This is a genomic window from Pseudomonas sp. SMV71 (assembly GCF_052042015.1).
Lineage (GTDB): Bacteria > Pseudomonadota > Gammaproteobacteria > Pseudomonadales > Pseudomonadaceae > Aquipseudomonas.
Genome location: NZ_JBKGGU010000018.1, coordinates 1 through 23,752 on the forward strand (window position 1 = coordinate 1; position 23,752 = coordinate 23,752).

21 protein-coding genes are annotated in these 23,752 nt (G+C 62.2%); 14 read left to right on the forward strand and 7 right to left on the reverse strand.

Annotation, left to right across the window (positions count from 1 at the left end; translation table 11 throughout):
* Positions 1-122: 122 nt before the first annotated feature.
* Genes ACLEJQ_RS18730 through ACLEJQ_RS18740 form a run of 3 tightly spaced genes read left to right on the forward strand, consistent with a single transcriptional unit; the run spans position 123 to position 3,020 of the window.
* Entirely contained in the window at positions 123-1,244 is a 1,122-nt protein-coding gene (locus tag ACLEJQ_RS18730; RefSeq protein WP_440797307.1) for a glycosyltransferase family 4 protein, read from the forward strand.
* 16 nt (positions 1,245-1,260) lie between these two features.
* On the forward strand, positions 1,261-2,028 hold the full coding sequence (locus tag ACLEJQ_RS18735) for a DUF2334 domain-containing protein (protein WP_440797309.1): 768 nt from the start codon (positions 1,261-1,263) through the stop codon (positions 2,026-2,028).
* Positions 2,025-3,020, forward strand: coding sequence for a lysylphosphatidylglycerol synthase transmembrane domain-containing protein (locus ACLEJQ_RS18740; protein WP_440797311.1), 996 nt, complete (start codon positions 2,025-2,027; stop codon positions 3,018-3,020). Before ACLEJQ_RS18735 ends, ACLEJQ_RS18740 begins: the two co-directional genes overlap by 4 nt.
* A 187-nt stretch (positions 3,021-3,207) precedes the next feature.
* Here the strand turns inward: ACLEJQ_RS18740 and ACLEJQ_RS18745 are convergent, their stop codons facing one another.
* Both ACLEJQ_RS18745 and purU read right to left on the reverse strand, forming a co-directional pair.
* Complete coding sequence (locus tag ACLEJQ_RS18745) at positions 3,208-3,372, reverse strand: hypothetical protein (protein ID WP_245143057.1); 165 nt, start codon at positions 3,370-3,372, stop codon at positions 3,208-3,210.
* Positions 3,373-3,429: 57 nt separating this feature from the next.
* Complete coding sequence (gene purU / locus ACLEJQ_RS18750; RefSeq protein WP_440797313.1) at positions 3,430-4,278, reverse strand: formyltetrahydrofolate deformylase; 849 nt, start codon at positions 4,276-4,278, stop codon at positions 3,430-3,432.
* A 295-nt stretch (positions 4,279-4,573) separates the two neighbouring features.
* Here purU and mvaT point away from each other — a divergent pair, with 295 nt between their 5' ends.
* A complete protein-coding gene (mvaT, locus tag ACLEJQ_RS18755) occupies positions 4,574-4,951 on the forward strand; it encodes a histone-like nucleoid-structuring protein MvaT (RefSeq protein ID WP_440797315.1) in 378 nt (125 codons plus the stop codon).
* Positions 4,952-5,042: 91 nt separating this feature from the next.
* On the opposite strand, the gene sbcB is transcribed toward mvaT, so the two are convergent.
* Positions 5,043-6,470 (reverse strand): exodeoxyribonuclease I, encoded by a 1,428-nt coding sequence (gene sbcB / locus ACLEJQ_RS18760; RefSeq protein WP_440797317.1) that lies wholly within the window; start codon positions 6,468-6,470, stop codon positions 5,043-5,045.
* Between the two features lie 369 nt (positions 6,471-6,839).
* Here sbcB and ACLEJQ_RS18765 point away from each other — a divergent pair, with 369 nt between their 5' ends.
* From ACLEJQ_RS18765 to ACLEJQ_RS18800, 8 genes are all read left to right on the forward strand, one after another.
* Positions 6,840-7,565, forward strand: a complete 726-nt coding sequence (locus ACLEJQ_RS18765) for an RDD family protein (RefSeq protein WP_440797319.1) — start codon at positions 6,840-6,842, stop codon at positions 7,563-7,565.
* The gene (locus ACLEJQ_RS18770; protein WP_440797321.1) at positions 7,562-8,536 is read left to right on the forward strand and encodes a stage II sporulation protein M; all 975 of its coding nucleotides are present in this window, start codon (positions 7,562-7,564) and stop codon (positions 8,534-8,536) included. The genes ACLEJQ_RS18765 and ACLEJQ_RS18770 overlap by 4 nt, the downstream gene beginning before the upstream one ends.
* Entirely contained in the window at positions 8,523-10,073 is a 1,551-nt protein-coding gene (locus ACLEJQ_RS18775) for a DUF4129 domain-containing protein (protein WP_440797323.1), read from the forward strand. The genes ACLEJQ_RS18770 and ACLEJQ_RS18775 overlap by 14 nt, the downstream gene beginning before the upstream one ends.
* Entirely contained in the window at positions 10,070-11,233 is a 1,164-nt protein-coding gene (locus tag ACLEJQ_RS18780) for a DUF4350 domain-containing protein (protein WP_440797325.1), read from the forward strand. The genes ACLEJQ_RS18775 and ACLEJQ_RS18780 overlap by 4 nt, the downstream gene beginning before the upstream one ends.
* A gap of 279 nt (positions 11,234-11,512) precedes the next feature.
* A complete protein-coding gene (locus tag ACLEJQ_RS18785) occupies positions 11,513-12,700 on the forward strand; it encodes a Fic family protein (RefSeq protein WP_440797327.1) in 1,188 nt (395 codons plus the stop codon).
* Between the two features lie 98 nt (positions 12,701-12,798).
* Positions 12,799-13,803 (forward strand): AAA family ATPase, encoded by a 1,005-nt coding sequence (locus ACLEJQ_RS18790; RefSeq protein ID WP_440797329.1) that lies wholly within the window; start codon positions 12,799-12,801, stop codon positions 13,801-13,803.
* Positions 13,804-14,173: 370 nt separating this feature from the next.
* Positions 14,174-15,505: a DUF58 domain-containing protein gene (locus ACLEJQ_RS18795; protein WP_440797331.1), complete on the forward strand. Its 1,332-nt coding sequence runs from the start codon at positions 14,174-14,176 to the stop codon at positions 15,503-15,505.
* Between the two features lie 338 nt (positions 15,506-15,843).
* Positions 15,844-16,212: a DUF6124 family protein gene (locus ACLEJQ_RS18800; RefSeq protein WP_440797333.1), complete on the forward strand. Its 369-nt coding sequence runs from the start codon at positions 15,844-15,846 to the stop codon at positions 16,210-16,212.
* 321 nt (positions 16,213-16,533) lie between these two features.
* Here ACLEJQ_RS18800 and ACLEJQ_RS18805 read toward each other — a convergent pair whose 3' ends face one another.
* Entirely contained in the window at positions 16,534-16,893 is a 360-nt protein-coding gene (locus tag ACLEJQ_RS18805) for a PilZ domain-containing protein (protein WP_440797335.1), read from the reverse strand.
* A 286-nt stretch (positions 16,894-17,179) separates the two neighbouring features.
* The gene (locus ACLEJQ_RS18810) at positions 17,180-17,554 is read right to left on the reverse strand and encodes a tetratricopeptide repeat protein (protein WP_440797337.1); all 375 of its coding nucleotides are present in this window, start codon (positions 17,552-17,554) and stop codon (positions 17,180-17,182) included.
* A 334-nt stretch (positions 17,555-17,888) separates the two neighbouring features.
* Between ACLEJQ_RS18810 and pyk the strand changes: the two genes are divergently transcribed.
* Entirely contained in the window at positions 17,889-19,340 is a 1,452-nt protein-coding gene (pyk, locus tag ACLEJQ_RS18815; protein ID WP_440797339.1) for a pyruvate kinase, read from the forward strand.
* Positions 19,341-19,540: 200 nt separating this feature from the next.
* On the opposite strand, the gene ACLEJQ_RS18820 is transcribed toward pyk, so the two are convergent.
* Both ACLEJQ_RS18820 and ACLEJQ_RS18825 read right to left on the reverse strand, forming a co-directional pair.
* Positions 19,541-20,476, reverse strand: coding sequence for an iron-sulfur-binding ferredoxin reductase (locus ACLEJQ_RS18820; RefSeq protein ID WP_440797341.1), 936 nt, complete (start codon positions 20,474-20,476; stop codon positions 19,541-19,543).
* Positions 20,469-21,575, reverse strand: coding sequence for a diguanylate cyclase domain-containing protein (locus ACLEJQ_RS18825; protein WP_440797343.1), 1,107 nt, complete (start codon positions 21,573-21,575; stop codon positions 20,469-20,471). Before ACLEJQ_RS18825 ends, ACLEJQ_RS18820 begins: the two co-directional genes overlap by 8 nt.
* A gap of 523 nt (positions 21,576-22,098) precedes the next feature.
* Here ACLEJQ_RS18825 and ACLEJQ_RS18830 point away from each other — a divergent pair.
* Complete coding sequence (locus ACLEJQ_RS18830; RefSeq protein WP_440797345.1) at positions 22,099-23,622, forward strand: fumarate hydratase; 1,524 nt, start codon at positions 22,099-22,101, stop codon at positions 23,620-23,622.
* The last annotated feature ends 130 nt before the right edge of the window (positions 23,623-23,752 follow it).

Below are 23,752 nucleotides of genomic sequence, written 5' to 3' on the forward strand. Positions count from 1 at the left end.
AGCTTGCTCGCGATAGGGCCCTGTCAAATCAAGCAACACTCCACTACACCCCACCCCACCACAACCCAACCGAACATCTATTCTTCATAAAGGTCAACAAAGGGAGAACTCAGACCGGAGGGATGTTCATCGTGCATATAGCGGACATAACCATGTTCTACGCCCCCGCCAGCGGCGGCGTGCGCACTTACCTGGATGCCAAGCACCGGCGCCTGGGCGACCGGCCCGGTATTCGCCACAGCCTGCTGATTCCCGGCGCGCATCTGAGCGAACATGACGGGATCTACAAGGTCCCCGCCCCTGCACTGCCGTTCGGCAAGGGTTATCGCTTCCCGCTGCGCCTGGCACCTTGGCGAAATGTCCTGCGTGATCTGCAACCGGACCTGATCGAAGTCGGCGATCCCTACCTCACTGCCTGGGCCGCGCTGGATGCCCGGCGCCAGTTGGACGTACCGGTCATCGGCTTCTACCACTCCGACCTGCCGCTGCTGGTGAGCAACCGCATGGGCAATTGGTTCACCCCCAATATCGAGGCGTACGTCAGCAAGTTGTACGGTAACTTCGACCGCGTCCTCGCCCCAAGCCAGGTCATGGCCGACAAACTGACCGGCCTGGGCGTCAGGAATGTCTACGTGCAGCCCCTGGGCGTGGATCTGCAAACCTTCAACCCGGCGGCCCGTGACCCGGAGCTGCGAGCCGAACTGGGGATCGCCGAGGACACGCGATTGCTGGTGTTCGCTGGTCGCGGCTCCAAGGAAAAGAACCTGCCGGTGCTGCTCAAGTGCATGAAGCGCCTGGGCGAGCGTTATCACTTGTTGCTGGTGGGCTCTTCGATGCCGGCCTTGGTGCCGGATAACGTCACGGTGGTCGATGAATTCTGCCCGGCGCCGCAAGTCGCCCGGCTCATGGCCAGCGCTGACGCATTGCTGCACGCCGGGGACCAGGAAACGTTCGGCCTGGTGATCCTCGAAGCCATGGCCAGCGGCATTCCGGTGGTGGCGGTGGCGGCCGGGGCGTTCACCGAGATCGTCCACGAAGACTGCGGCTTGCTGTGCGCGCCCAACAACCCACAGGCCATGGCCAACGCCGTGCGGCAACTGTTCTCGGAAGGCTGCCAGCGCCGGGGGGCACTGGCGCGACGGCATGTGGAAAAACACTACGCCTGGGACACCGTGGTCAACAGCCTGCTCGGGCACTACTACGCCGTGCTCGGTGCGCAGATGCCGATGCTGGCCAATGCTTGAGGCGAGGTCCGTGTCGATGAATCACTCGCCCAGCGTGTTACTGGTGCTGCACGACGTGGCGCCGCAGACCTGGCCCGACTACCAGCCTTTTGTCGAAGCCGTCGATGCCCTCGGTCAGGTGCCGATGACCTGGCTGGTGGTGCCGGATTTTCATCACACCAACGCCCTGGAGAATCATCCAGGGTTCCGCCGTTTACTCGACAGTCGGGTCGAACGCGGTGACGAACTGGTATTGCACGGCTATTACCATTGCGATGACGGCCCCCCGGCCCTGCACCCCAAGGATTGGTTCATGCGCCGGGTCTATACCCACGAAGGCGAGTTCTACCAGTTGTCCGAGGACGACGCCCTCGCCCGCCTGCGCGCCGGTGTCGACCTGTTCCAGCGCTACCAATGGCCGCTGCACGGTTTCGTCGCACCGGCCTGGTTGATGAGCGAAGGCACGCGCCAGGCCTTGCGTCAGTTGCCGCTGAGCTACACCAGTGACACCCAGCATTTGTATCGCTTGCCGGACTTTACCCCCATCGACGCTCCCGGCCTGGTCTGGAGCGCCCGAAGCGCCTGGCGCCGTGGCTTGTCGAAAGTCCTCAGCGACCAGCGCGAGCAACGCTGGCGCCAGGCCCCGGTGATTCGCCTGGGCCTGCACCCGGTGGATATGCGCCACGGGTTTTCCCGGGACTACTGGCTGCAGACCCTCAAGCGCCTGCTTGCCGATGGCCGCGTGCCGATGACCAAGGCCGGTTGGCTGGCGACCCAGGGCCTGCGGGTCAGCAGCGCCGCATGAAGCGGGCACTCTGGCTGGCCGCTGCCCTGCTCACGGCGCTGCTGGTGCCGTTGCTGGTGGGCGGCGGGGAAATGTGGGCGCGGGTGCAACGTTTTCCCATGCCGCTGCTGCTGACCATGCTCGGCATGATAGTCCTCTGCTGGGCCCTGAACTCCGTGCGCCTGCGCCTGTTGCTGGGCGAACATCGCGGGCGCATCGGCGGGTTGAAGAGCATGGGCGTGGTGATGTCCACTGAATTCGCGATGTGCGCAACGCCCGGCGGCAGCGGCGGGCCGCTGACCTTGATGGCGCTGCTGGCGCGCAACGGTGTACGCCCGGCCCATGGCAGCGCAGTGTTTGCCATGGACCAGTTGAGCGATTTGCTGTTTTTCCTGTGTGCCTTGGTTGGCATTCTGTTCTACGCGCTGTTCCAGAACCTCAGCCAGCGCATGGAATGGATGCTGGCATTGAGCGCGATTTCAATGTTTGGCGGGTTGCTCGGCTGCGTGATCGTGGCGCGCTATCACCGCCGGTTGATTCTGCTGGGCGCCCGGCTGCTGTGCCGTCTACGCGTCAAATCAACTACCCGTCGGCGCTGGGCCCGCAAGATCCTGCATTTTCTCGCGGCGTTCACCGACACCTTGAAATTGCCGCGCCAGACATTGTTCCAGGTGTTTGGCCTGACCTGTTTGCATTGGGCGCTGCGCTACAGCGTGTTGTACCTGGCGCTGAAAGGGCTTGGGGCGGATTTGCAATGGGCCTGGAGTTTCCTGATCCAGATGCTCTCCCTCAGCGCCGGACAGTTCAGCCTGCTGCCGGGCGGCGCTGGAGCGGCCGAACTGACCTCGGCCGCCTTGCTGGCGCCCATGGTCGGCAAATCCACCGCCGCGGCGGCGATCCTGATCTGGCGGGCGGTGACCTACTACTTTTATCTCGTGGCCGGCGGGCCGGTGTTCTTCCTGATGGTCGGGCGACCGCTGATCAAGAGGCTGATGCGGTTGCGGCAGGCGTGAGGTAAACCACAGGCCCGTCCCCACCCGTGGCGAGGGAGCTTGCTCCCGCTGGGCTGCGCAGCAGCCCCAAAACCAGGCGCCTCGGTGTGTCAGACTGGCCCATGCAGACTTAATGGGGCCGCTTCGCAGCCCAGCGGGAGCAAGCTCCCTCGCCACAGGGACTGGTGATTTCCCGGAGTTGGCGGGGTTATTCGGGGTTGTCCTGGGGATGCAACTGTTCCCATAACTGCGCAGCATCAGGAAACTCAGTGCCGTCTTCCGGGCTCAGTTCGTCCGGGTCGAAGCGGCTCAGGCAGCCTTCGCCCAGGGTGGCCGGCGCCTTGGAAGTGGCTTTGTCCAGTGGATCGGTCATGGCGAGCCTCATGAAAAAGGGCCTGGCGATCGCTCGTCCAGGCCCTTGTCAGTGTAGTCAGAACACCACGGTCTTGTTGCCGTGCACCAGCACCCGGTCTTCCAGGTGATAACGCAAGCCCCGCGCCAGCACCATCTTCTCCACGTCACGGCCGAACCGCACCATGTCTTCGATGCTGTCGCTGTGGCTGACACGCACCACGTCCTGCTCGATGATCGGGCCGGCGTCCAGCTCCTCGGTCACGTAGTGACAGGTCGCGCCGATCAGCTTCACACCGCGCATCGAAGCCTGGTGGTATGGCTTGGCACCGACGAACGACGGCAGGAAGCTGTGATGGATGTTAATTACCTTGTGAGCATATTCGCTGCACAGGGCCGGCGGCAGGATTTGCATGTAGCGGGCCAGCACCACCACCTCGGCGTCGTGGTGCTTGACCAGCCGCGAGACTTCGGCGAATGCCGGTTGCTTGTCCTGCGGATCGACCGGGACGTGGTAGTACGGAATGCCGTGCCACTCCACCATACTGCGCAAGTCGTCATGGTTGGAAATCACGCAGGCGATGTCGCAATCGAGTTCATCGCTGTGCCAGCGGTGCAACAGGTCGGCAAGGCAGTGGGACTCGCGGCTGGCCATCAGCACGACTCGCTTTTTCTGCTCGGTATCGGTGATGCGCCAGTCCATCGAGAACTCTTCGGCGATCGGGGCGAACGCCTCGCGAAAAGCCTCGAGGCCAAAGGGCAGCGAGTCGGCGCGAATCTCGTGGCGCATGAAGAACCAGCCGCTTTGATTGTCCGAGTGATGACTTGCTTCAGTGATCCAGCCGTTATGGGACGCCAGAAAGTTACTGACTTTAGCAACGATACCGACGCGGTCCGGGCAAGAAATCACCAGCCGAAAAGTGCGCATTAGGGAACTCCAGAACTTCGCAAAGGCGGCCATTCTAGCCATTGCGCGGCAAAACTGCAGTATTGATGACGCCTCGCGTCCATCCAACACGTCCCAGGCAAGGCCGCGCGGCACGGGCTGCATGTGTAAACGGATGTTGGAAACGCCCTCATGCTATTTAAATGCAATAGCCATTTTGTGGCACACCACTAATTAATTAACTGAATCACCGGTTAAATGTTTACTTGATGAAACTGTCTGATTACTATTGCCGCACTGTCTCCTTGTCACCCGTGTCCTACATAAGGTAGTCCTCATGTCCCTGATCAATGAATACCGCAACACCGAAGAAGCCATCAAAGAACTGCAAAAACGCCTGGAACAGCTGTCCAAAGACGACAAACTGCAAAAAGAACTGGAATTCGAAGGCAAATTGCGCGCACTGATGGGCGAGTATTCGAAGTCCCTGCGTGACATCGCTGCCCTGCTGGATCCAGAAGCCAAGTCGAGCAAAGCCCCACGTGGCGCCGTGAAAACTACTGGCACCAAACGCGCTCGCAAAGTTAAGCAGTACAAGAACCCGCACAACGGTGAAGTCATCGAAACCAAAGGCGGCAACCACAAGACTCTCAAAGAGTGGAAAGCCAAGTGGGGCGGTGATGTGGTTGAAGGCTGGGCAACCCTGCTGGGCTAAGGCTCGCCGGTTCGCACCGCTTCATCGAAACATGAAAAAACGCCAGATTGTCTGGCGTTTTTTGTGCCTGTGATTTTCCACTTCATCGCGACTAAAGGCTTAAACGTTTGCGCAATTGCTGGCTGTAACCCTGCCATTGCTCGAGTACTTGCTGCTGCAATGGCGTCGCCAGCCCCATCCACTCTGCCATCGCCGCGTCAAAACTTTCCAGGGTATTAGGCGCGCCCCATTCCGGGGATGACAGGCGTTGTCGGCAAAACATTTTCCAGCGTGCCTGCTCTTCTGGATTCAACGTATCGGCAAAGTTACGTGCCCGATAGCGGAACAATAGTTCCGGCAAACGCTCATCATCGAACGGCCAACGCTCTTGCGCCAACTGCGCCGGATCTGCCATACGCACTTGTTCACATAAACGCCGATCGCGATCGCCCATGAACCCAGCGTATAACTGTTGCTCGGGGTCTTCATTGGCCGAGAAATCCTCGCGGCCATAAATAGCCTGAAGTTTGTCCTGCCAGACATTCTGTGCGTCAGTCAGTCGCACCACCCGTTGCCGGTAGCCTTCCATGTCCAGTTGCAGCCGCTGTTGATCCTCGGCACGCAGCACCGCCAGCGGCGCGATGACCGGGCATTTATTGATATGAATGAGTTTGAGCGGCACCGGCAACTCGCCGTCGAGCAGTTCCTCCCGACGGGTGTACAGACGCTGGCGGAGGATCTCGGCCTCATGCTCCAGCAGGCCCTGCGGATCCAGGTGCAGGTCGCAGACAATCAGCGCGTTGCGGTTCTTCGGGTGCCAGGCCAGCGGCAGGACCACACCGACGAAGTTGCGCGCCGCCGAGAAACGCCCGGAGATATGCACCATCGGTTGCAACAGGCGAATCTGATCCATGACTTTCTGTTTGCTGCGCAACTGGAAGAGCCAGTCGTAGAGCCGCGGCTGCTTCTGGCGGATCAGGCGCGCCAGGGCGATGGTCGCACGCACATCCGACAACGCATCGTGGGCCTGTCCGTGATCGATGCCATTGGCGGCGGTCAGCCGTTCAAGCTTGAGGGTGACGCGCCCGTCCTCCTGCGGCCATTCGATACCGTCGGGACGCAGGGCATAGGCGGCGCGTACCAGATCGATCAGGTCCCAACGGCTGTTACCGCCCTGCCATTCGCGGGCGTAGGGGTCGAAGAAATTCCGATACAGGCTGTAACGTGTCATCTCATCGTCGAAACGCAGGGTGTTGTAGCCCGCGCCGCAGGTGCCGGGCGCGGCCAGTTGCGCATGCACGCGAGTCATGAAATCCGCTTCGCTCAAACCCTTTTCCGCCAGGCACGCCGGGGTAATCCCGGTGATCGCGCAAGCCGCCGGATGAGGCAGGATGTCATCGCTGGGCCGGCAGTAGAGATTCACCGGTTCGTCGATTTCATTGAGCGCAAAATCGGTACGAATCCCCGCCACCTGCAAGGGCCGGTCGCAACGCGGGTTGATCCCGGTGGTTTCGTAGTCGTACCAGAAGATAGAAGTCACGGGCTGTTCCTGAACTTGAGACTGGCGAAGTCTAGGCGCTCGAACCCGCCCAGGGCCAGCGGCGGTGTAACTTTTGATATCCCTGCCTCCACAAAAAATCTGAGGTGAAAACAGAATCCATAAACCCCACAGCCCCCCTGTGGGAGCGAGCCCGCTCGCGATGACGGCGGTACATTCAACATCACCGTAACCTGACACACCGCTATCGCGAGCAAGCTCGCTCCCACAGGGATTTGGGGTGAATACAGAAATCCATGTATATCGCTGATGCATGAAATGACCTGCACGGCCATATCGTTTGCCTGCACAAAGGCTGCTAGCATCGCAGCCCATAGACTCTTCGAACCGGCCCCAGCACTCAGGTTGCCCATGCTCGAGACACCAGCACTGCAAAGGAACGCGACGCTGCCCGCGCCGCTGGACACGCGGTACCAGGTTGAAACGCCCGAAGGCATCGACCTGCCCTTGCGCCCGGCGGGGTTGATGCCCCGAGCCATCGCTTTCACCATCGACCTGGGCATCCGCGGCCTGGTCCTGGGCCTGCTTTTTCTCATCCTGGCGTTCTTCGGCGAACTGGGCCTCGGCCTGGGCTCCATCCTGCTGTTCGTGATCAGCTGGTGGTACATGGTGCTGTTCGAGGTACTGAACCAGGGCCGCTCGCCGGGCAAACAGATCATGGGCCTGCGCGTGGTGCAGGATGATGGCCGGCCCATCGGCTGGTCGGCCTCGCTGATCCGCAACCTGTTGCGCTTCGTCGACATGCTGCCCTTCGGCTATACCTTCGGCGCGATCAGTTGCCTGCAACACCCGGCCTTCAAACGCCTCGGCGACCTGGCCGCCGGCACGCTGGTGGTCTATCGGGAGCAACCGGTCAAACGCCCCGCATTGCCCATGGCACCGGCGCTACGCGCGCCGTTTGCCCTTGCCTTGAACGAGCAACGCGCCGTGCTTGGGTTCGCCGAACGCCAGGCCGAACTGTCCCGGGAACGGGTCGACGAACTGGCGGCCATCCTTGCTGCACCATTGAAGGTCCAGGCCCCGCGAGCCGCGGCTGAACTCAATGGCATCGCCCGCGGCTTGCTGGGGCCTACATGAAACAAAGCCTTTTCGAAAGCCGACACCAAGGGGAATGGGACCAGCTGTCCCGGCTGCTCGACCAATTGGAGCGCAGCCGCAACGTGGCCCAGAGCAGCGATTTCCCTCCCGCCTACCGGCGACTCTGCCATCACCTGGCCCTGGCCCAGGCCCGGGGCTACAGCAGCTTGCTGGTGGACACGCTGCAACAACTGGCGCTGCGCGGCCACCAGCAACTTTACCGGGACAGCAGCCGGCCATCGTCGAGCCTTTCGGCGTTCATCCTCGCCGGTTTTCCGCAACTGGTGCGTGAACAATGGCGATTCGTGCTGGCCGCCAGCCTGATGTTCCTCGGCAGCCTGGCGATCACCGGGGTCCTGGTCTACCTGTTCCCGGAACTGGTCTACAGCATGCTGGGCGTCGATGAAGTCGCCCAGATCCGCGGCATGTACGACCCGGCGTCCGGACACCTGGGGCGCTCCGTCGAACGGGCTGCCAGCGAAGACTGGGTCATGTTCGGCTACTACATCATGCACAACATCGGCATTGCCTTTCAGACCTTCGCCAGCGGCATGCTGTTTGGCCTGGGCAGCGCGTTCTTCCTGTTCTTCAATGGCCTGACCATCGGCGCGGTGGCCGGTCACCTGACTCAGATCGGCTCCGGCAGCACGTTCTGGTCATTCGTCATCGGCCACGGCGCCTTCGAACTCACCGCCATCGCCCTGGCCGGCGCCGCCGGCCTGCAACTGGGCTGGGCCTTGGTCGCGCCGGGGCGCCTGACCCGGGGCGAAGCGTTGCGCATCGCCGCGAGTAAAAGCGTGCGGATCATCGGCGGCGTGATGCTGTTGCTGCTCATCGCCGCGTTCATCGAAGCGTACTGGTCCTCCAGTGCCGTCAAGCCCGCCACCAAATACACCGTTGGCGCGCTGTTGTGGCTACTGGTGATCAGCTATCTGTCGCTTGCCGGACGGGATCGCCATGCGCCTGAGTGATGCCACCGTCGTCATTCGCCCGCGCACCAGCTGGGAAGCCATGGACCTGGGCGTGCTGATGAGCCAGCAGCATCGACGGTTGCTGATGACCAGCTGGGCGCTCATCACCCTGCCGGTGTACCTGTTGCTGGCCCTGTTGCTGTGGGATTCGCCGTCGCTGGTGGTTTTTCTGTTCTGGTGGTTGAAGCCGGCCTTCGAGCGCCTGCCGCTGTACATTCTGTCCAAGGCTTTGTTCGGTGAGACGCCGACCTTGCGACAGGCGTTGCGACAGTGGCCGGCCCTGCTCAAGCCGCAGCTGTTCGCCAGCCTGACCTGGCGCCGGTTCAGCCTGAGCCGCAGTTTCCTGATGCCAGTGGTGCAACTCGAAGGCCTGGCCGGCGAGGCACGCCAGCAGCGCTTGCAGGTCTTGCTGCAGCGTAATCGCGGTGCGGCGCAGTGGCTGACCATCATCGGCATGCACCTGGAAACCGCCCTGTGGTTCGGCCTGATGGCGCTGTTCTACCTGTTCGTGCCGCAACAAGTGGAAGTGGAATGGGACTGGCAGATGCTGATCGCGGCAGCTGAGTACGACTGGCTGTGGTTCGAACACCTGATCAACTTTCTCTACCCGCTGCTGTTGATCGTCTGGGAACCGATCTATGTCGCCTGCGGCTTCAGCCTCTACCTGAACCGGCGCACGATCCTCGAAGCCTGGGACATCGAGCTGGTGTTCCGCCGCTTGCGTCAGCGCTTGAGCAGCGTCGCCCCCATGCTGATGCTGGTGGCGCTGAGCCTGCTGCCGTTGGCGCCCCAAGCCTGGGCCGATGAGAACGACAGCGGCCCCGACAGCCCGCGCATGCTCAACCAACCGCTCACCAGCCAGGCCTCGCGGGACAGCATCGAAGCCGTCCTGAATGCCCCGCCGTTCAAGAACCCGCAAACCGTCACCCGGTATCGTTTCGGCGAAGAATCGTCCGAAACCGCCGAAGCCCCCGAGAGCAGCACTGACCTCGGCTGGCTCAAGGCCTTTTTCAAATGGCTGGGCAGCCAACGCTTCGACGTCGCCGCGACGCTGATCCAGGTAGTGCTCTGGGCCTGTCTGGTGAGCGCGATCGTCTGGCTGGCCTGGCGTTATCGCGAACGGCTCAACGGCCTGGTGAACCGCCAGCCGACGAAACGGCCGCTGCCTGCGGATCGACCGGCACCGGTGCAGATGTTTGGCCTGGATATCCGCGAAGAAAGCCTGCCGGTGGACGTCGCAACCCGTGTCGAGCAGCTATGGGCCGCGAATCCACGGGAAGCGCTGGGCCTGTTGTACCGGGCGCTGCTCAGCCGTTTGCACTATGACTTCAAGCTTGCGCTGAAAGCGTCCGACACCGAAGGCCAGGTACTGCAACGCATTGAACAGCTTCAGCAGGATGACCTGCTGGGGTTCAGCGCCAGCCTGACCCGGCATTGGCAAGACATCGCTTATGGGCATCGGGCTCCGCCGCCCCATCTGCAACAGGAACTGTGCGATGCCTGGCGCGGGCTGTTCGGTCCGCAGGTGTCCCCATGAGTCGGCGTGCCGGGCTGGTGGTCGCGGCGGTGATCGTCGCGCTGGTGGGCGCATTCGCCGCTTATCTTTATTCCAAAGCCGTGCCGTACCAGGAAACCGTCGATCACGGCCCCTCGCCACAAGCCCAGGCCAATCCCTATCTTGCAGCCGAATATTTCCTGCGCCAGCAGGGCATCAATGTCGAGCACGCCAACAGCCTGAACGTGCTCCCGACCCTGGAGCCGCGCCAGCACAGCTTGTTGCTGCTGGGGGAACGCAGCGACATGACGCCTCGGGAAGTCGATCAGTTACTGAACTGGACCCGGGCCGGCGGACGCCTGGTCTTCGTGGCCGAAGCCTTGTGGGATGACAAAACCGGCAGCAGCGGCGACCTGCTGCTGGACCGCGTGCGCCTGCGCCAGTTGCTGAGCGAGGACCTCAAGGAGCCAGAGCCGGAACTGATCAAGGAGCCTTACCCCGAGCTGACCAAGTTGTACCTGGAAGACGAAGAGGCACCGGCGTATGCGTCCTTCGACACCGACTTCCACCTCGAAGACCCGCACAACCTGGCCCAGGCCTGGGCCAACAGCGCCCTGTCGACGCACATGATGCAACTGAACCTGGGCCTGGGCTCGATCACCGTGATCACCGACGCCGAGTTGTGGAAGAACGAGCAGATCGATCAATACGACAACGCCTGGCTGCTCTGGTACCTGAGCGCCGATACCGACGTCACGCTGCTGTTCAACATCGATCACGATAACCTGCTGACCCTGCTGCTGCGCTATTTCCCCCAGGCGTTGGTAGCCCTGGCGGCCCTGGTCGCCCTGTGGTTCTGGCGTTCGGCGGTGCGCGATGGCCCCGTGCAACAACCCGCGCCCAAGGCGCGGCGCCAGCTGGAGGAACATTTGCAGGCCAGCGCCGGTTTCCACCTGCGGCACAACGGCCGAGAGCATCTGTTGCACGCCTTGCAGCAAGACGTACTGCGTCGAGCCCGGCATCTTCATCCGGGTTTTGAAAAACTGGCCGTCGCCGAACAATGGCAGGTGCTCGCGCGCCTGACCCGCCAACCCACACGAGCCATCAGCCAAGCCTTGAGCCCCCGGCCGAAACAGCGCATGTCCAGCGCCGAGTTCTGCCGCCAGGTCGCCCATTTGCAAACTCTCAGGAACGCCTTATGAACGGCTGCCAGGTTTCGGGTAGTTTCAACATGCATTACACCGATCGACTCAGAAAATCGGTCCTTTGGGAGACGTTTTCACTGGGAGACTATGAAAAGGCATGCCACATCGAGACGTAAGTGAACTCTGCAAAAAAATCCGCAAAAAAATTGTAGATAAACTATCGTAGGTTACGCATGAAGCCCAGCAATCACGGGCGTAATCGGCCATTTAACTTTCCGCAAAAATATCCGCATACTTCGCCGAGCAGATGGCCGTTTGTGTTCTGGAAGCAAAACGATGATTACCTCAAAAACCTACCTCGACCCAGTACTGCCAGAAAATCTGCCCGACTCGATCATTCGGGCCGCAGATCAACTGCCGCGCAAGGCAGAATTTCTCGCAGGACGGCTCGCCGATGAGACATCGAAGCAATTGGCGGGTCTGCTGCGCATCACCAACACCTATTACTCGAATCTGATCGAAGGGCATCGAACCGAGATCGCTGACCTCCAGGCTGCCCGCACGACACCGAAACGGGAAAGAAAGGAGCTCAAAGAGCTTGCCGTGCAGCACATGACGCAACAGGAGGTAATGGAACGGATGCTTCGCATGCGACCAGCGGAGAGCTTCTCTGCCATGTTCGATCCCAAGCTGATTGCGACTATTCATCGTCGACTTTTCAAGGACGCTTCCAGAAAGGACCTTACCCTGAGCGATGGTCGCTTGATGGAACCGGGCAGATTGCGGGCCCAAGAGGATGAACAAGTCCAGGTGGGTGCGCATGTCGCTCCAGCTGCTGCCGCTGTGCTACCCATGCTTGAGCATATTCAGCTGCACTTGGGACGAATCAAGGATCCACGACGTCAGCTCATCGCCACCCTGGCAAGTCACCACCGTGTGGCGCTCGTTCACCCTTTCCTCGATGGCAATGGCCGGGTGACTCGGATGCTGACTCACCTGCAACTTATTCACCTGGGGCTGAAACCTTTTCTCTGGTCGCTGTCTCGGGGCTTGGCGCGTAGGCAGGACGAGTACTATCGCTTCCTCGCTTTAGCTGATCGCCCTCGCGAAGGTGACCATGACGGGCGCGGCCAACTCTCACAGCGTCATTACTTCAACTTTATCGAGTTCATGCTCGACGTTTGCCTCGACCAGATTGATTACATGACAACTTCGCTGAACCCAGCCAGGTTACGTGAACAGGTTATTCATGTGTTCGCGACGGATCCTGATCTTCGCCGTGCCGGCATCAGACCCACCAGTGCAGGCGCCGTGTTGGCGCTTCTGACCCAGGGTGCGATGCCACGTGCCGAGTTCAAAGTGTTCACCGGCTTGAAGGACCGGCTTGCAACGGAAGAACTGAGCCGCTTGATCGAAGCGGGGATAGTGGTCAGTAAAACCCCCAGGTCTCGCACGGTGGAAGCGGGCTTGCCCGCCCGCTTCGCCGGGTTGATCTTTGCGAACCTGCATTTTCAAATGGGCTGACGGGCGCCCGACATGGACATCCTTCACAAAAATCATGCTGCGCGGATGTTTTATAGGATATTGGGAGTGAACAGTTATGTACGAGAGCGCCAGAACCTATGACTGAACAGAACGAACCTGTCGACGGCCAGGCCCACGCCGCCCAACAGCGCCAGCGCGCCAGTCAGCTGGCCCAGGCGATTCGCGGCGAGCTGCACAAGGCGCTGGTCGGCCAGGCGGCGGTGATCGACGATGTGCTGACCGCGCTGATTGCCGGCGGTCATGTGCTGCTCGAAGGCGTTCCGGGCCTGGGCAAGACGTTGCTGGTGCGGGCCCTGGCGCGCTGTTTCGGCGGCGAGTTCGCGCGTATCCAGTTCACCCCCGACCTGATGCCCAGCGATGTCACCGGGCACGCGGTGTACGACTTGCAGACCGAGCAATTCAAGCTGCGCAAAGGGCCGGTGTTCACCAACCTGTTGCTGGCCGACGAGATCAACCGCGCACCGGCCAAGACCCAGGCCGCGCTGCTCGAAGCCATGCAGGAGCGCCAGGTCACCCTCGAAGGCCGCGCCTTGCCCATCGGCCAGCCGTTCATGGTGCTGGCGACCCAGAACCCGATCGAACAGGAAGGCACCTACCCGCTGCCCGAGGCCGAGCTCGACCGTTTCATGCTCAAGGTGCGCATGGACTACCCGGACGCCGACCAGGAATTGAACATGGTGCGCCAGGTCAGCCGCTCGACCCGCGCCGACATGCTCGACGTGCAGCCGCTGCGCACGGTGTTGCAGGCCAAGGACGTGCAGGCGCTGCAACGCATCGCCAGCGACCTGCCGATGGACGACCAGGTGCTCGACTACGCCGTGCGCCTGGCGCGCACCACCCGCAGCTGGCCGGGCCTGACCCTCGGCGCCGGGCCGCGTGCCTCGATTGCCCTGGTCCGTTGCGCTCGGGCGCGGGCGCTGTTGCGCGGCGGCGAGTTCGTCGTGCCGGACGACATCAAGGGCTGCGCCCTGGCCGTGCTGCGTCACCGGGTACGACTGGCGCCGGAACTGGACATCGAAGGGTTGTCGGTGGACCAGGTGCTGGGGCAGTTGCTCGACCAAGTGCCGGCGCCGCGGTTGTGATGACGGACGTTCGGCTGACACCATCTACCGTGGCGAGGGAGCTTGCTCCCGCTGGACGCGCAGCGGCCTCTTGCGGTGTGTCTGACATAGCCAGGGGTCTGCTTCGCAGCCCAGCGGGAGCAAGCTCCCTCGCCACAATGATCGTGCCTGACACAGTTTCTGTAGCAAAAATGGCCTCTGTGGCAAGCACTGCCTCTGTGGCAGAAATGGCTGTTGTGACAGGCACAATTGCTGTGGCGAGGGAGCTTGCTCCCGCTGGGCTGCGCAGCAGCCCCCTGGGTTTACCCGACACACCGCAAGGGGCCGCTGCGCGGCCAGCGGGGATAAATCCCCTCGCCACAATAAATGCGACCACCACGGAAAAACACCCATGAAACCCTCGCGCCTGCTGCTGATCTGGCTCGCGGTCCTGCTGGCGGTGAGTGTGCTGCTGGGCGCGTTGCGAGCGCTGGACGTGGCGGTGCCATCGACGCTGTTGTCGATCAACTGGGGCTTGATGCTCGCCCTGCTGGTCCTGGCCGTACTCGATGCAGTGCGCCTCAAGCGCCTGCCCTCTCCCGCTGTGCAACGGCAACTGCCCGGCAACCTGGCGCTGGGTCGATGGGGCGAGGTCCGGCTGGAAATTGCCCATGCTTTCAACCGGCCGCTACAGGTGCAGATTTTCGACCACGTCCCGGACGGCCTGGACTTCGAAAATCTTCCCCTGACCGTCGAACTGCAACCGAGCCAACACAGCCAGCTCGGCTACCGCCTGCGCCCGCTCAAGCGTGGGCATTTCAGCTTCAGCCAGTGCCAGATCAGCCTGCCCAGCCCGTTGGACCTGTGGACCGACAAGCGCCTGCTGGACGCCTGCGACGACACCCGCGTCTACCCGGACTTCGCCCGGCTCTACGAAGGGCAATTGCTGGCGGTGGACAACTGGCTCAGTCAGCTCGGCATCCGTCAGCGCCAACGACGGGGCCAGGGACAGGAATTTCATCAATTGCGCGAGTTCCGCGAGGGCGACAGCCTGCGCCAGATCGACTGGAAAGCCACCGCCCGCCACCGCACACCGATTGCCCGGGAGTACGAAGACGAGCGCGACCAGCAGATCATCTTCATGCTCGATTGCGGGCGGCGCATGCGCAGCCAGGACGGTGAGCTGTCGCACTTCGACCACGCGCTCAACGCCTGTCTGCTGCTCAGCTACACCGCGCTGCGCCAGGGCGATGCGGTAGGCCTGAGCACTTTCGCCGGCGAGCAGAGCCGCTACCTCGCGCCGGTCAAGGGCCCGGGCCAGCTCAACGTCCTGCTCAACGCCGTATACGACCTCGACAGCAGCCAACGTCCGGCCGACTACCAGGCGGCCGTGACCCAACTGCTGGCCCGACAAAAACGCCGGGCGCTGGTGGTGCTGGTGACTAACCTGCGGGACGAGGACGACGAAGATCTGCTGGCCGCCGTCAAGCGCCTGGGGCAACAGCACCGCGTGCTGGTCGCCAGCCTGCGCGAAGAGGCCCTCGACCGCTTGCGCCAGGTGCCGGTGCAAACCTTGCCCGATGCCCTGGCCTATTGCGGGACCGTGGACTACATGAACGCACGCGCCCAATTGCACCAGCAACTGGCCGCCCATGCCATCCCGGCCCTGGATTCGCGGCCCGGTGAATTGGGAGCGCACCTGGTGAGCCAATACCTGGCCTGGAAGAAAGCCGGGACGGCTTAGACCGGTTCTGTAAGAAAGCTCCGTGTAACTACTGCGCCTTGCGTAACGGACTACAGATCCGCCAGAATCCGCCGACTTGTGCACCTCGGCCTTGCCCCGTAACTTGATTCGCGTCGCTGATTTCCAGCGATCGGGTTTAGTCGCCCGGGAGGTTTAACGAAGTGCACGAGCATCACCTTGGCGGGTCCCCCTATCCCCGTACTTTATGGTGGCTGTGCGCAGGGCGCCCTCGGGCGCGCCGGTTCTTTCGTTATCCTCCCGGTCGACTAACCTGCGTTCAGCCGCCACCCCTCGTTTAGTCGCGAGCCGGTGGCAGCCCAATCAATGGATAACGAATCATGATCAAACCAACCCCGAATCCACCCCATACCGACCCGCAGTCCCCCCACGAAACGCTCTCTCCCGAAAAGCTCGATGAAGCCGCCCAGCGCGCCCTGGACTACTACCTCAAGCCCAACCACGACCAACCCGAAAAGAAACCCGAGAAACACCTGGACTACTTCATCGTCGCGCCCGACGCCGACCCCGAAGGCATGCTCGCCCACACCTACGAAACCTTCTGCTCGGTGAGCACGCTGATCCTGGATCTGTCCGAAGACCTGGAAGGCGCCCCGCGCAACCTGGCCCTGGCGATCCACCAGATGGGCGAGATGGGCGTGTTGTTGCTGGAGCGGATGCTGGATAACGAAGCGAAGGTTCAGCGCTGACCACAGAACTGGAGAACGATGACAAACCTGTGGGAGCGAGGCTGCTCCGGGCGGCGATCCGACGATGGCTGTGGATCAGCTTGCATCGATGCTAATGTACCGCCGCCATCGCGAGCAAGCTCGCTCCCACAAGGGTTCGGCGGCGAACAACAATCCATGGCTGCCCCAATCCACTGTGGGAGCGAGCTTGCTCGCGATAGGGGTGGATCAGCTTGCATCGATGCCAAATGTGCCGCCGCCTCGCGAGCAGGCTCGCTCCCACAAGGGTTCGGCGGCGAGCACCAAAATCCATGACCGTTCCATCGCTGGCATGGATATGAATCAAGCCGACGCCGGCAACGAATGAAAACTGAAATACTGCTGTAAGGCGCTCACCAATTGCCCGTACTCCGGCGGCGCCCATTGCAGGCTGAAGCCGGCGTCGAAATGTTGCGGCGTGACGTCTTCATGGCACCACAGGCAACTGGCCCGTAACACGATGTCCTGCTGCGGCCCCTCCTCGGTCGGAGTCTTCAACAACAGGTCAAAATCTGCACCCACCATCAATGGCAACGAGCTGATCAGCATGAGCCCATCGGCCGACACATTGCCCAGAAACCCCATGGGCTTGCCGTTGATACCATTGAAGACCTTGAGGAAACACGGCAGATGTTGCCGTTCGATTCGCCGTTTTTTGTACATGTCCTGTATCGCTTTTTGAACGCCCCCAGACAGGAGCGACCGAATGCTTCGGAACGAGCACATTTGCACTCGCTCTCCCCGATCCCGGTGCCAGACGCTCAGGCGCGTCTCGGCTTTACCGCTGCCGGTCACAGGTGCCTCTTAAATTTAGAGAATAAGCTCTAATACGACTTGTACAAATATAGCCGAGGGTTCGACGACGGCCAGCCCTTGTCAGAACCTTTCATCTTTCAGGGATAGGCAGTTGCGGCCAGGAATCGTTCCTGGCCATTTTGCCGGACGCCGGTCAGGAAGCGGCGGGACGGACCGTCGCGGCGCTGCGGGTCGGGTAGTGGCCCAGGCTCTGCAACGTTTCCAGGCGGGCGCGGGCGCGGAAGGCGTATTCGCTGTTAGGGTACTGGGTAATGATGAACTGGTAGGTCTGCGCCGCATCGATGAACAGTTTCTGGCGCTCCAGGCACTGGCCACGCAGCATCGAGACTTCCGGCTGCATATATCGACGGGCACGGCTGGCGCGGTCGACCTGGGACAATTCGAGCATCACTTGCTCGCAATTGCCACGGTCATAGGCCTTGTAGGCCAGGTTCATGTGATGGTTCATCGACCAACGGGTACAGCCCGTGACGCTCAGGGCCAGGGCAACTAAAAGCACGAATCGCATGGGAAGGTTCTCCTGTCTTGAGGTCTGTATCGACCTGGGGGCAGAAATCTTCAGCCTCAAAACGTCTACCTTAGGTAAATGCAAATCCCGTGGCGAGGGAGCTTGCTCCCGCTGGGCTGCGCAGCAGCCCCCCTAAAAACAGGGCCGCTTCGCGCCCCAGCGGGAGCAAGCTCCCTCGCCACAACGGCAATGTTCGACTTTCGTGCCTGACAGGCGCAAAAATTTTCAAGAATGTTCATTTCGAAAAACAAACGAAAAAGTAGTGCAGATGAACAATGACTACACCCAAAGAGCATAGTAGCCTTCGCTGGCGCTTGAACCTGAGGAGTCTTGCATGTCCGTCCGTCGTACCAAAATCGTCGCCACCCTTGGCCCGGCCAGTCACTCGCCGGAAGTTCTCGAACAGCTGATTCTGGCTGGCCTGGACGTTGCCCGCTTGAACTTTTCCCACGGCACCCCCGACGAGCACAAGGCCCGTGCCAAGCTGGTGCGCGACCTCGCCGCCAAGCATGGCCGCTTCGTTGCCCTGCTGGGTGACCTGCAAGGTCCCAAGATCCGTATCGCCAAATTCGCCAACAAGCGCATCGAGCTGAAAATCGGTGACAAATTCACCTTCTCCACCAGCCATCCACTGACTGAGGGCAACCAGCAGGTCGTGGGCATCGACTACCCGGACCTGGTCAAGGACTGCGGCGTGGGCGACGAGCTGCTGCTCGACGACGGTCGCGTGGTGATGCGCGTCGAAACCGCCACCGCCACCGAACTGAACTGCGTCGTGATCATCGGCGGCCCGCTGTCGGACCACAAGGGCATCAACCGTCGCGGCGGTGGCCTGACAGCCCCGGCCCTGACCGACAAGGACAAGGCCGACATCAAGCTGGCCGCGGAAATGGAAGTCGACTACCTGGCCGTGTCGTTCCCGCGTGACGCCGCCGACATGGAATACGCCCGTCAATTGCGTGACGAAGCCGGCGGTACTGCCTGGCTGGTGGCGAAGATCGAACGCGCCGAAGCGGTGGCTGACGACGAAACCCTGGACGGCCTGATCAAGGCCTCCGACGCCGTGATGGTGGCTCGTGGCGACCTGGGCGTGGAAATCGGCGACGCCGAGCTGGTGGGCATCCAGAAGAAAATCATTCTGCATGCACGTCGCCACAACAAAGCGGTGATCGTGGCGACCCAGATGATGGAGTCGATGATCCAGAACCCGATGCCGACCCGCGCCGAAGTGTCCGACGTAGCCAACGCCGTGCTCGACTACACCGACGCCGTGATGCTCTCGGCCGAAAGCGCCGCCGGCCTCTACCCGCTCGAAGCGGTGCAAGCCATGGCCCGCATCTGCCTGGGCGCCGAGAAACACCCTACCAGCAAGACCTCCAGCCACCGCATCGGCAAGACCTTCGAACGTTGCGACGAAAGCATTGCGCTGGCGACGATGTACACCGCCAACCACTTCCCAGGCGTGAAGGCGATCATCGCCTTGACCGAAAGTGGCTACACGCCGCTGATCATGTCGCGCATCCGCTCCTCGGTGCCGATCTACGCGTTCTCCCCGCACCGCGAAACCCAGGCCCGTGCCGCCATGTTCCGTGGCGTCTACACCGTGCCGTTCGACCCGGCCGCCCTGCAACCGGGAGAAGTCAGCCAGGCCGCGGTGGACGAACTGGTCAAGCGTGGCGTGGTGCAGACCGGTGACTGGGTCATCCTGACCAAGGGCGACAGCTACCACACCATCGGCGGCACCAACGGCATGAAAATCCTGCACGTTGGCGACCCGATGGTCTGAGTGACCGAGCGCTGAAAAACAAAAGCCCTGCCATGTGAATGGCGGGGCTTTTTGGTTTTAGCCTTGAAGCCTGTGCGGTCTGGTCTGCCGCCATCGCGAGCAAGCTCGCTCCCACAGGGGTTTCATGAACACCGCAGAGCTACTGTGGGAGCGAGCTTGCTCGCGATGAGGCCAGCCCAAGCACTACTGAAAATCAGCGCTCAACCACGGGGCACAAAGACGTCGGCCAACAGCTGATTGCGCGGCAGGCCGGCCAGGTACAGGCGCTTGGCAAACGCCTCGACCCGGTCAGGATGGCCGCAGAGCAAAGCCTGGGTCTGCCGGGAAACAAGCCGCAGTTGCGCCAATGCAGACGGTGCCTCAGCCGCGGTCAACAGCTCGACGCTAAGGTTCGGGTGCTTGGCCGCCATTGCCGCCAGGGGTTTGGCCAAGTAATGCCCCGGCCCATCATGGGCCACATGAATCAAGCGGATGGCGCCTTGGTGATGCTGGCGCAGGGCTTCGCGCAGCAGGCCGAACAGCGGCGCCAGGCCGGTGCCGGAGGCCAGCAGCCACAGCGGTCGACTATTCCAGTCGGGGTCGTAGTGCAGCGCGCCGCCGCGCAGTTCACCCAGACGAATCGTGTCGCCGGCCTTCAATTGGCGCGCCGCATCGATGAACTGGCCAGGCTCGCGACAATCGAGGTGGAACTCCAGGAAGCGGTCTTCCTCCGGCAGGCTTGCCAGGGAATAAGGCCGGGCCACGTTGCCTGCCCATAGGACCAGATGCTGGCCGGCCCGGTAACGCAGTGCTCGCTGCGGGGTGATGCGCAAGCGCAGCACCTCGCCGCCCAGCCAATCCACTGCCGCCACCACGGCGGCCTGGCCGTCGCGCTGCGGGTCGAAGGTGTGGATCCGCACGTCCTCGACCACTTGGCACTGGCAGGCCAGCCGCCAGCCCTGGTCGCGCTGCGCCGGGCTCAAGGCATCCGGCCGACTGTCGCGCACATCGCCGCCGACGCACTGCACCAGGCAGGCATGGCAACTGCCGGCACGACAGCTGTAGGGCACCGCCACGCCGGCTTCATTCAACGCGTCCAGCAGGTTACTGCCCACCGCCACCGTCCATTGCCGACCGGCGGCCGTCAGTTCAGGCATCGACGTTCTCCCAGGCGGCGGCGCAACGATTGCGGCCGTCTCGCTTGGCACGGTACAGGGCCTGGTCGGCACGCTGCAATGCATCGTCCAGGTCATCGTCCATTTCCAGCATGGTCATGCCCGCCGACAGGCTGAGCGGACCGACCTGCAAGCCAATCAGCTCGACCTCGGTAAACGCCAGCCGCAGGCGCTCGCAACAGGCGGTCAGGCGCGAAGGGTCGCAGGCCGGCAACAGCATGACGAACTCCTCGCCGCCATAGCGGGCCAACACGTCGCCCTCGCGCAGGCAGGCCGTGGCGACCGAGGCGAACGCCTGGAGCACCTGGTCGCCGGCGGCGTGGCCGTGCAGGTCGTTGATGCGTTTGAAATGGTCGAGGTCGATCAGCGCCAGGCCATGGGCGACGTTGGGCCTGAGGGTGTTCAGTTCCCGGGAGGCCAGGCGCAGGAAGTGCCGGCGGTTGAACAGCCCGGTCAGTTCGTCGGTCGCTACCAGGTCTTCGAGCTGGCGCATCATGCCGCGCAAGGTGTCCTGGTGCGCCTGCAAGGCAAACCGGCGTTGACGCATGCGTTGGCGGGAGGTCTGGACATAGCGGGCATAAAACACCAGCCACACCAGCACCATCAACAAGACGGCCACCTGCAACCCGGCCAGCGTCGGGTCAGGAAGCCGGAAGAAATAGCCGTCCCAGAGCGTAATGCCACTGAAGCTGATGAACACTAGCGTCGCGCAGCGCACAAAGGCTCGCCGGGACAAATGGAACAGGCCAAACAACAGGATCAACACATAAAACACCAGGAACACGCCCCGGGCCTGATCCAGGTGCGCCATCATCCAGGTCTGCCAGCCCAGGCCGATCAACACCTGTATCTCGGTGAGGCTGGGGTCGGCGAAGCGCAAGTTGCGCTGGGTGATAAACGTCGTGAACAGCCCGGCCTGGCACAGCACCACCAAGACGCTGCCGATGATCACACCGCGCAACGAGTCGTGGTAATGCCCACTGAAAAATGCCAGCCACAACAACACCAATGCCAGCGCGTAGGTCGCAGCCGCCAAAGCGAAGCGTTTCAGCAAAAGACGTTGGATGGCGTTATGGGTCAATCGTTGACTCACCATGGGAAAGGAGAACTGACAGAGGCGTCCTACGCTACAGGCCAGACGCCACTTTAGTGGCGTGTTCGACAAATGACCATTCAATTCTGGAGCAGAAAAATGGCGTCAAAGCAATGGCCCAGATTGACGCAGTGGCTTGCGCACCCGATGCCCCCCTGTGGCGAGGGAGCTTGCTCCCGCTGGGCTGCGAAGCGGCCCCAGGATTTTTCGGTCGCTGCGCAACCGAGCGGGAGCAAGCTCCCTCGCCACAGGTTTCACTCCCCACCTCATCAATCCGGCGTGATCGCAAGCAAGCTCGCTCCCACAGGGTGCGTGCCTGCGATATACTGCCGCGCCTTTTTAGCGTCGCGCCAGCATGCCCGGCGTGCCTTGACCTGAAGGTCAGCTGCAAGCCGCGAGCCCCAAGCGGTAAGTTCAGAGCAGTACGCATACTGCTTCAGCTTGCTGCTCGAAGCTTGCGGCTTGAAGCTGCCTTATAGAATGTTCCCGTCTTTAGAGAGGAGCGCGACTCATGACCGTGATCAAGCAAGATGACCTGATTCAGAGCGTTGCCGACGCCCTGCAGTTCATTTCCTACTACCACCCCGTGGATTTCATCCAGGCGATGCACGAGGCCTACCTGCGCGAAGAATCGCCGGCGGCCCGTGATTCCATGGCGCAGATCCTGATCAACTCGCGCATGTGCGCCACTGGCCACCGGCCGATCTGCCAGGACACCGGCATCGTGACCGTGTTCGTGCGCGTGGGCATGGATGTGCGCTGGGATGGCGCGACCATGAGCCTGGACGACATGATCAACGAGGGCGTGCGTCGCGCCTACAACCTGCCGGAAAACGTCCTGCGCGCATCCATCCTCGCCGACCCGGCAGGCGCGCGTAAGAACACCAAGGACAACACCCCGGCGGTCATTCACTACTCCATCGTCCCGGGCAACACCGTGGAGGTGGACGTGGCGGCCAAGGGCGGCGGCTCCGAGAACAAATCGAAGATGGCCATGCTCAACCCGTCCGACTCGATCGTCGACTGGGTGCTCAAGACCGTGCCGACCATGGGCGCCGGCTGGTGCCCGCCGGGCATGCTCGGCATCGGCATCGGCGGCACCGCCGAAAAGGCTGCCGTGATGGCCAAGGAAGTGTTGATGGAATCCATCGACATTCACGAGCTCAAGGCTCGCGGCCCACAGAACCGCATCGAAGAAATGCGCCTGGAGCTGTTCGAGAAGGTCAACCAACTGGGCATCGGCGCCCAAGGCCTGGGTGGCCTGACCACCGTGCTCGACGTGAAGATCATGGACTACCCGACCCACGCCGCCTCGCTGCCGGTGTGCATGATCCCCAACTGCGCCGCCACCCGTCACGCCCACTTCGTGCTGGACGGCTCGGGCCCGGCGGAGCTGGAAGCGCCACCGCTGGACGCCTACCCGGAAATCGTCTGGGAAGCCGGCCCATCTGCCCGCCGCGTCAACCTCGACACCCTGACCCCGGAAGAAGTCCAGAGCTGGAAACCGGGCGAGACCGTACTGCTCAACGGCAAGATGCTCACCGGTCGCGACGCGGCGCACAAGCGCATGGTCGAGATGCTGAACAAAGGCGAAACCTTGCCGGTGGACCTCAAGGGCCGCTTCATCTACTACGTCGGCCCGGTTGATCCGGTGGGCGACGAAGTCGTCGGCCCGGCGGGCCCGACCACCGCCACGCGGATGGACAAGTTCACTCGTCAGATCCTCGAACAGACCGGCCTGTTGGGCATGATCGGCAAATCCGAGCGCGGCCCGACCGCTATCGACGCGATCAAGGACAACAAAGCCGTCTACCTGATGGCCGTCGGCGGCGCCGCTTACCTGGTGGCCCAGGCGATCCGCAAATCCAAGGTTCTGGCGTTCGCCGAACTGGGCATGGAAGCGATCTATGAGTTCGAGGTCAAGGACATGCCGGTGACCGTTGCGGTCGACAGCCAAGGCGAGTCGGTGCACATCACCGGCCCGGCGATCTGGCAGAAAAAGATCAGCGACAGCCTGGCGGTGGAAGTGCAGTAACCCTTCAGTGCCATGAGAAAGGCCGGTGAGCGACAAGCCCACCGGCCTTTTTTTGTGTGCCGCCCAATGGAACTCTGTGCAGAACCCTGTGGGAGCGAGCCTGCTCGCGATACCGGTGGGTCAGCTTGCA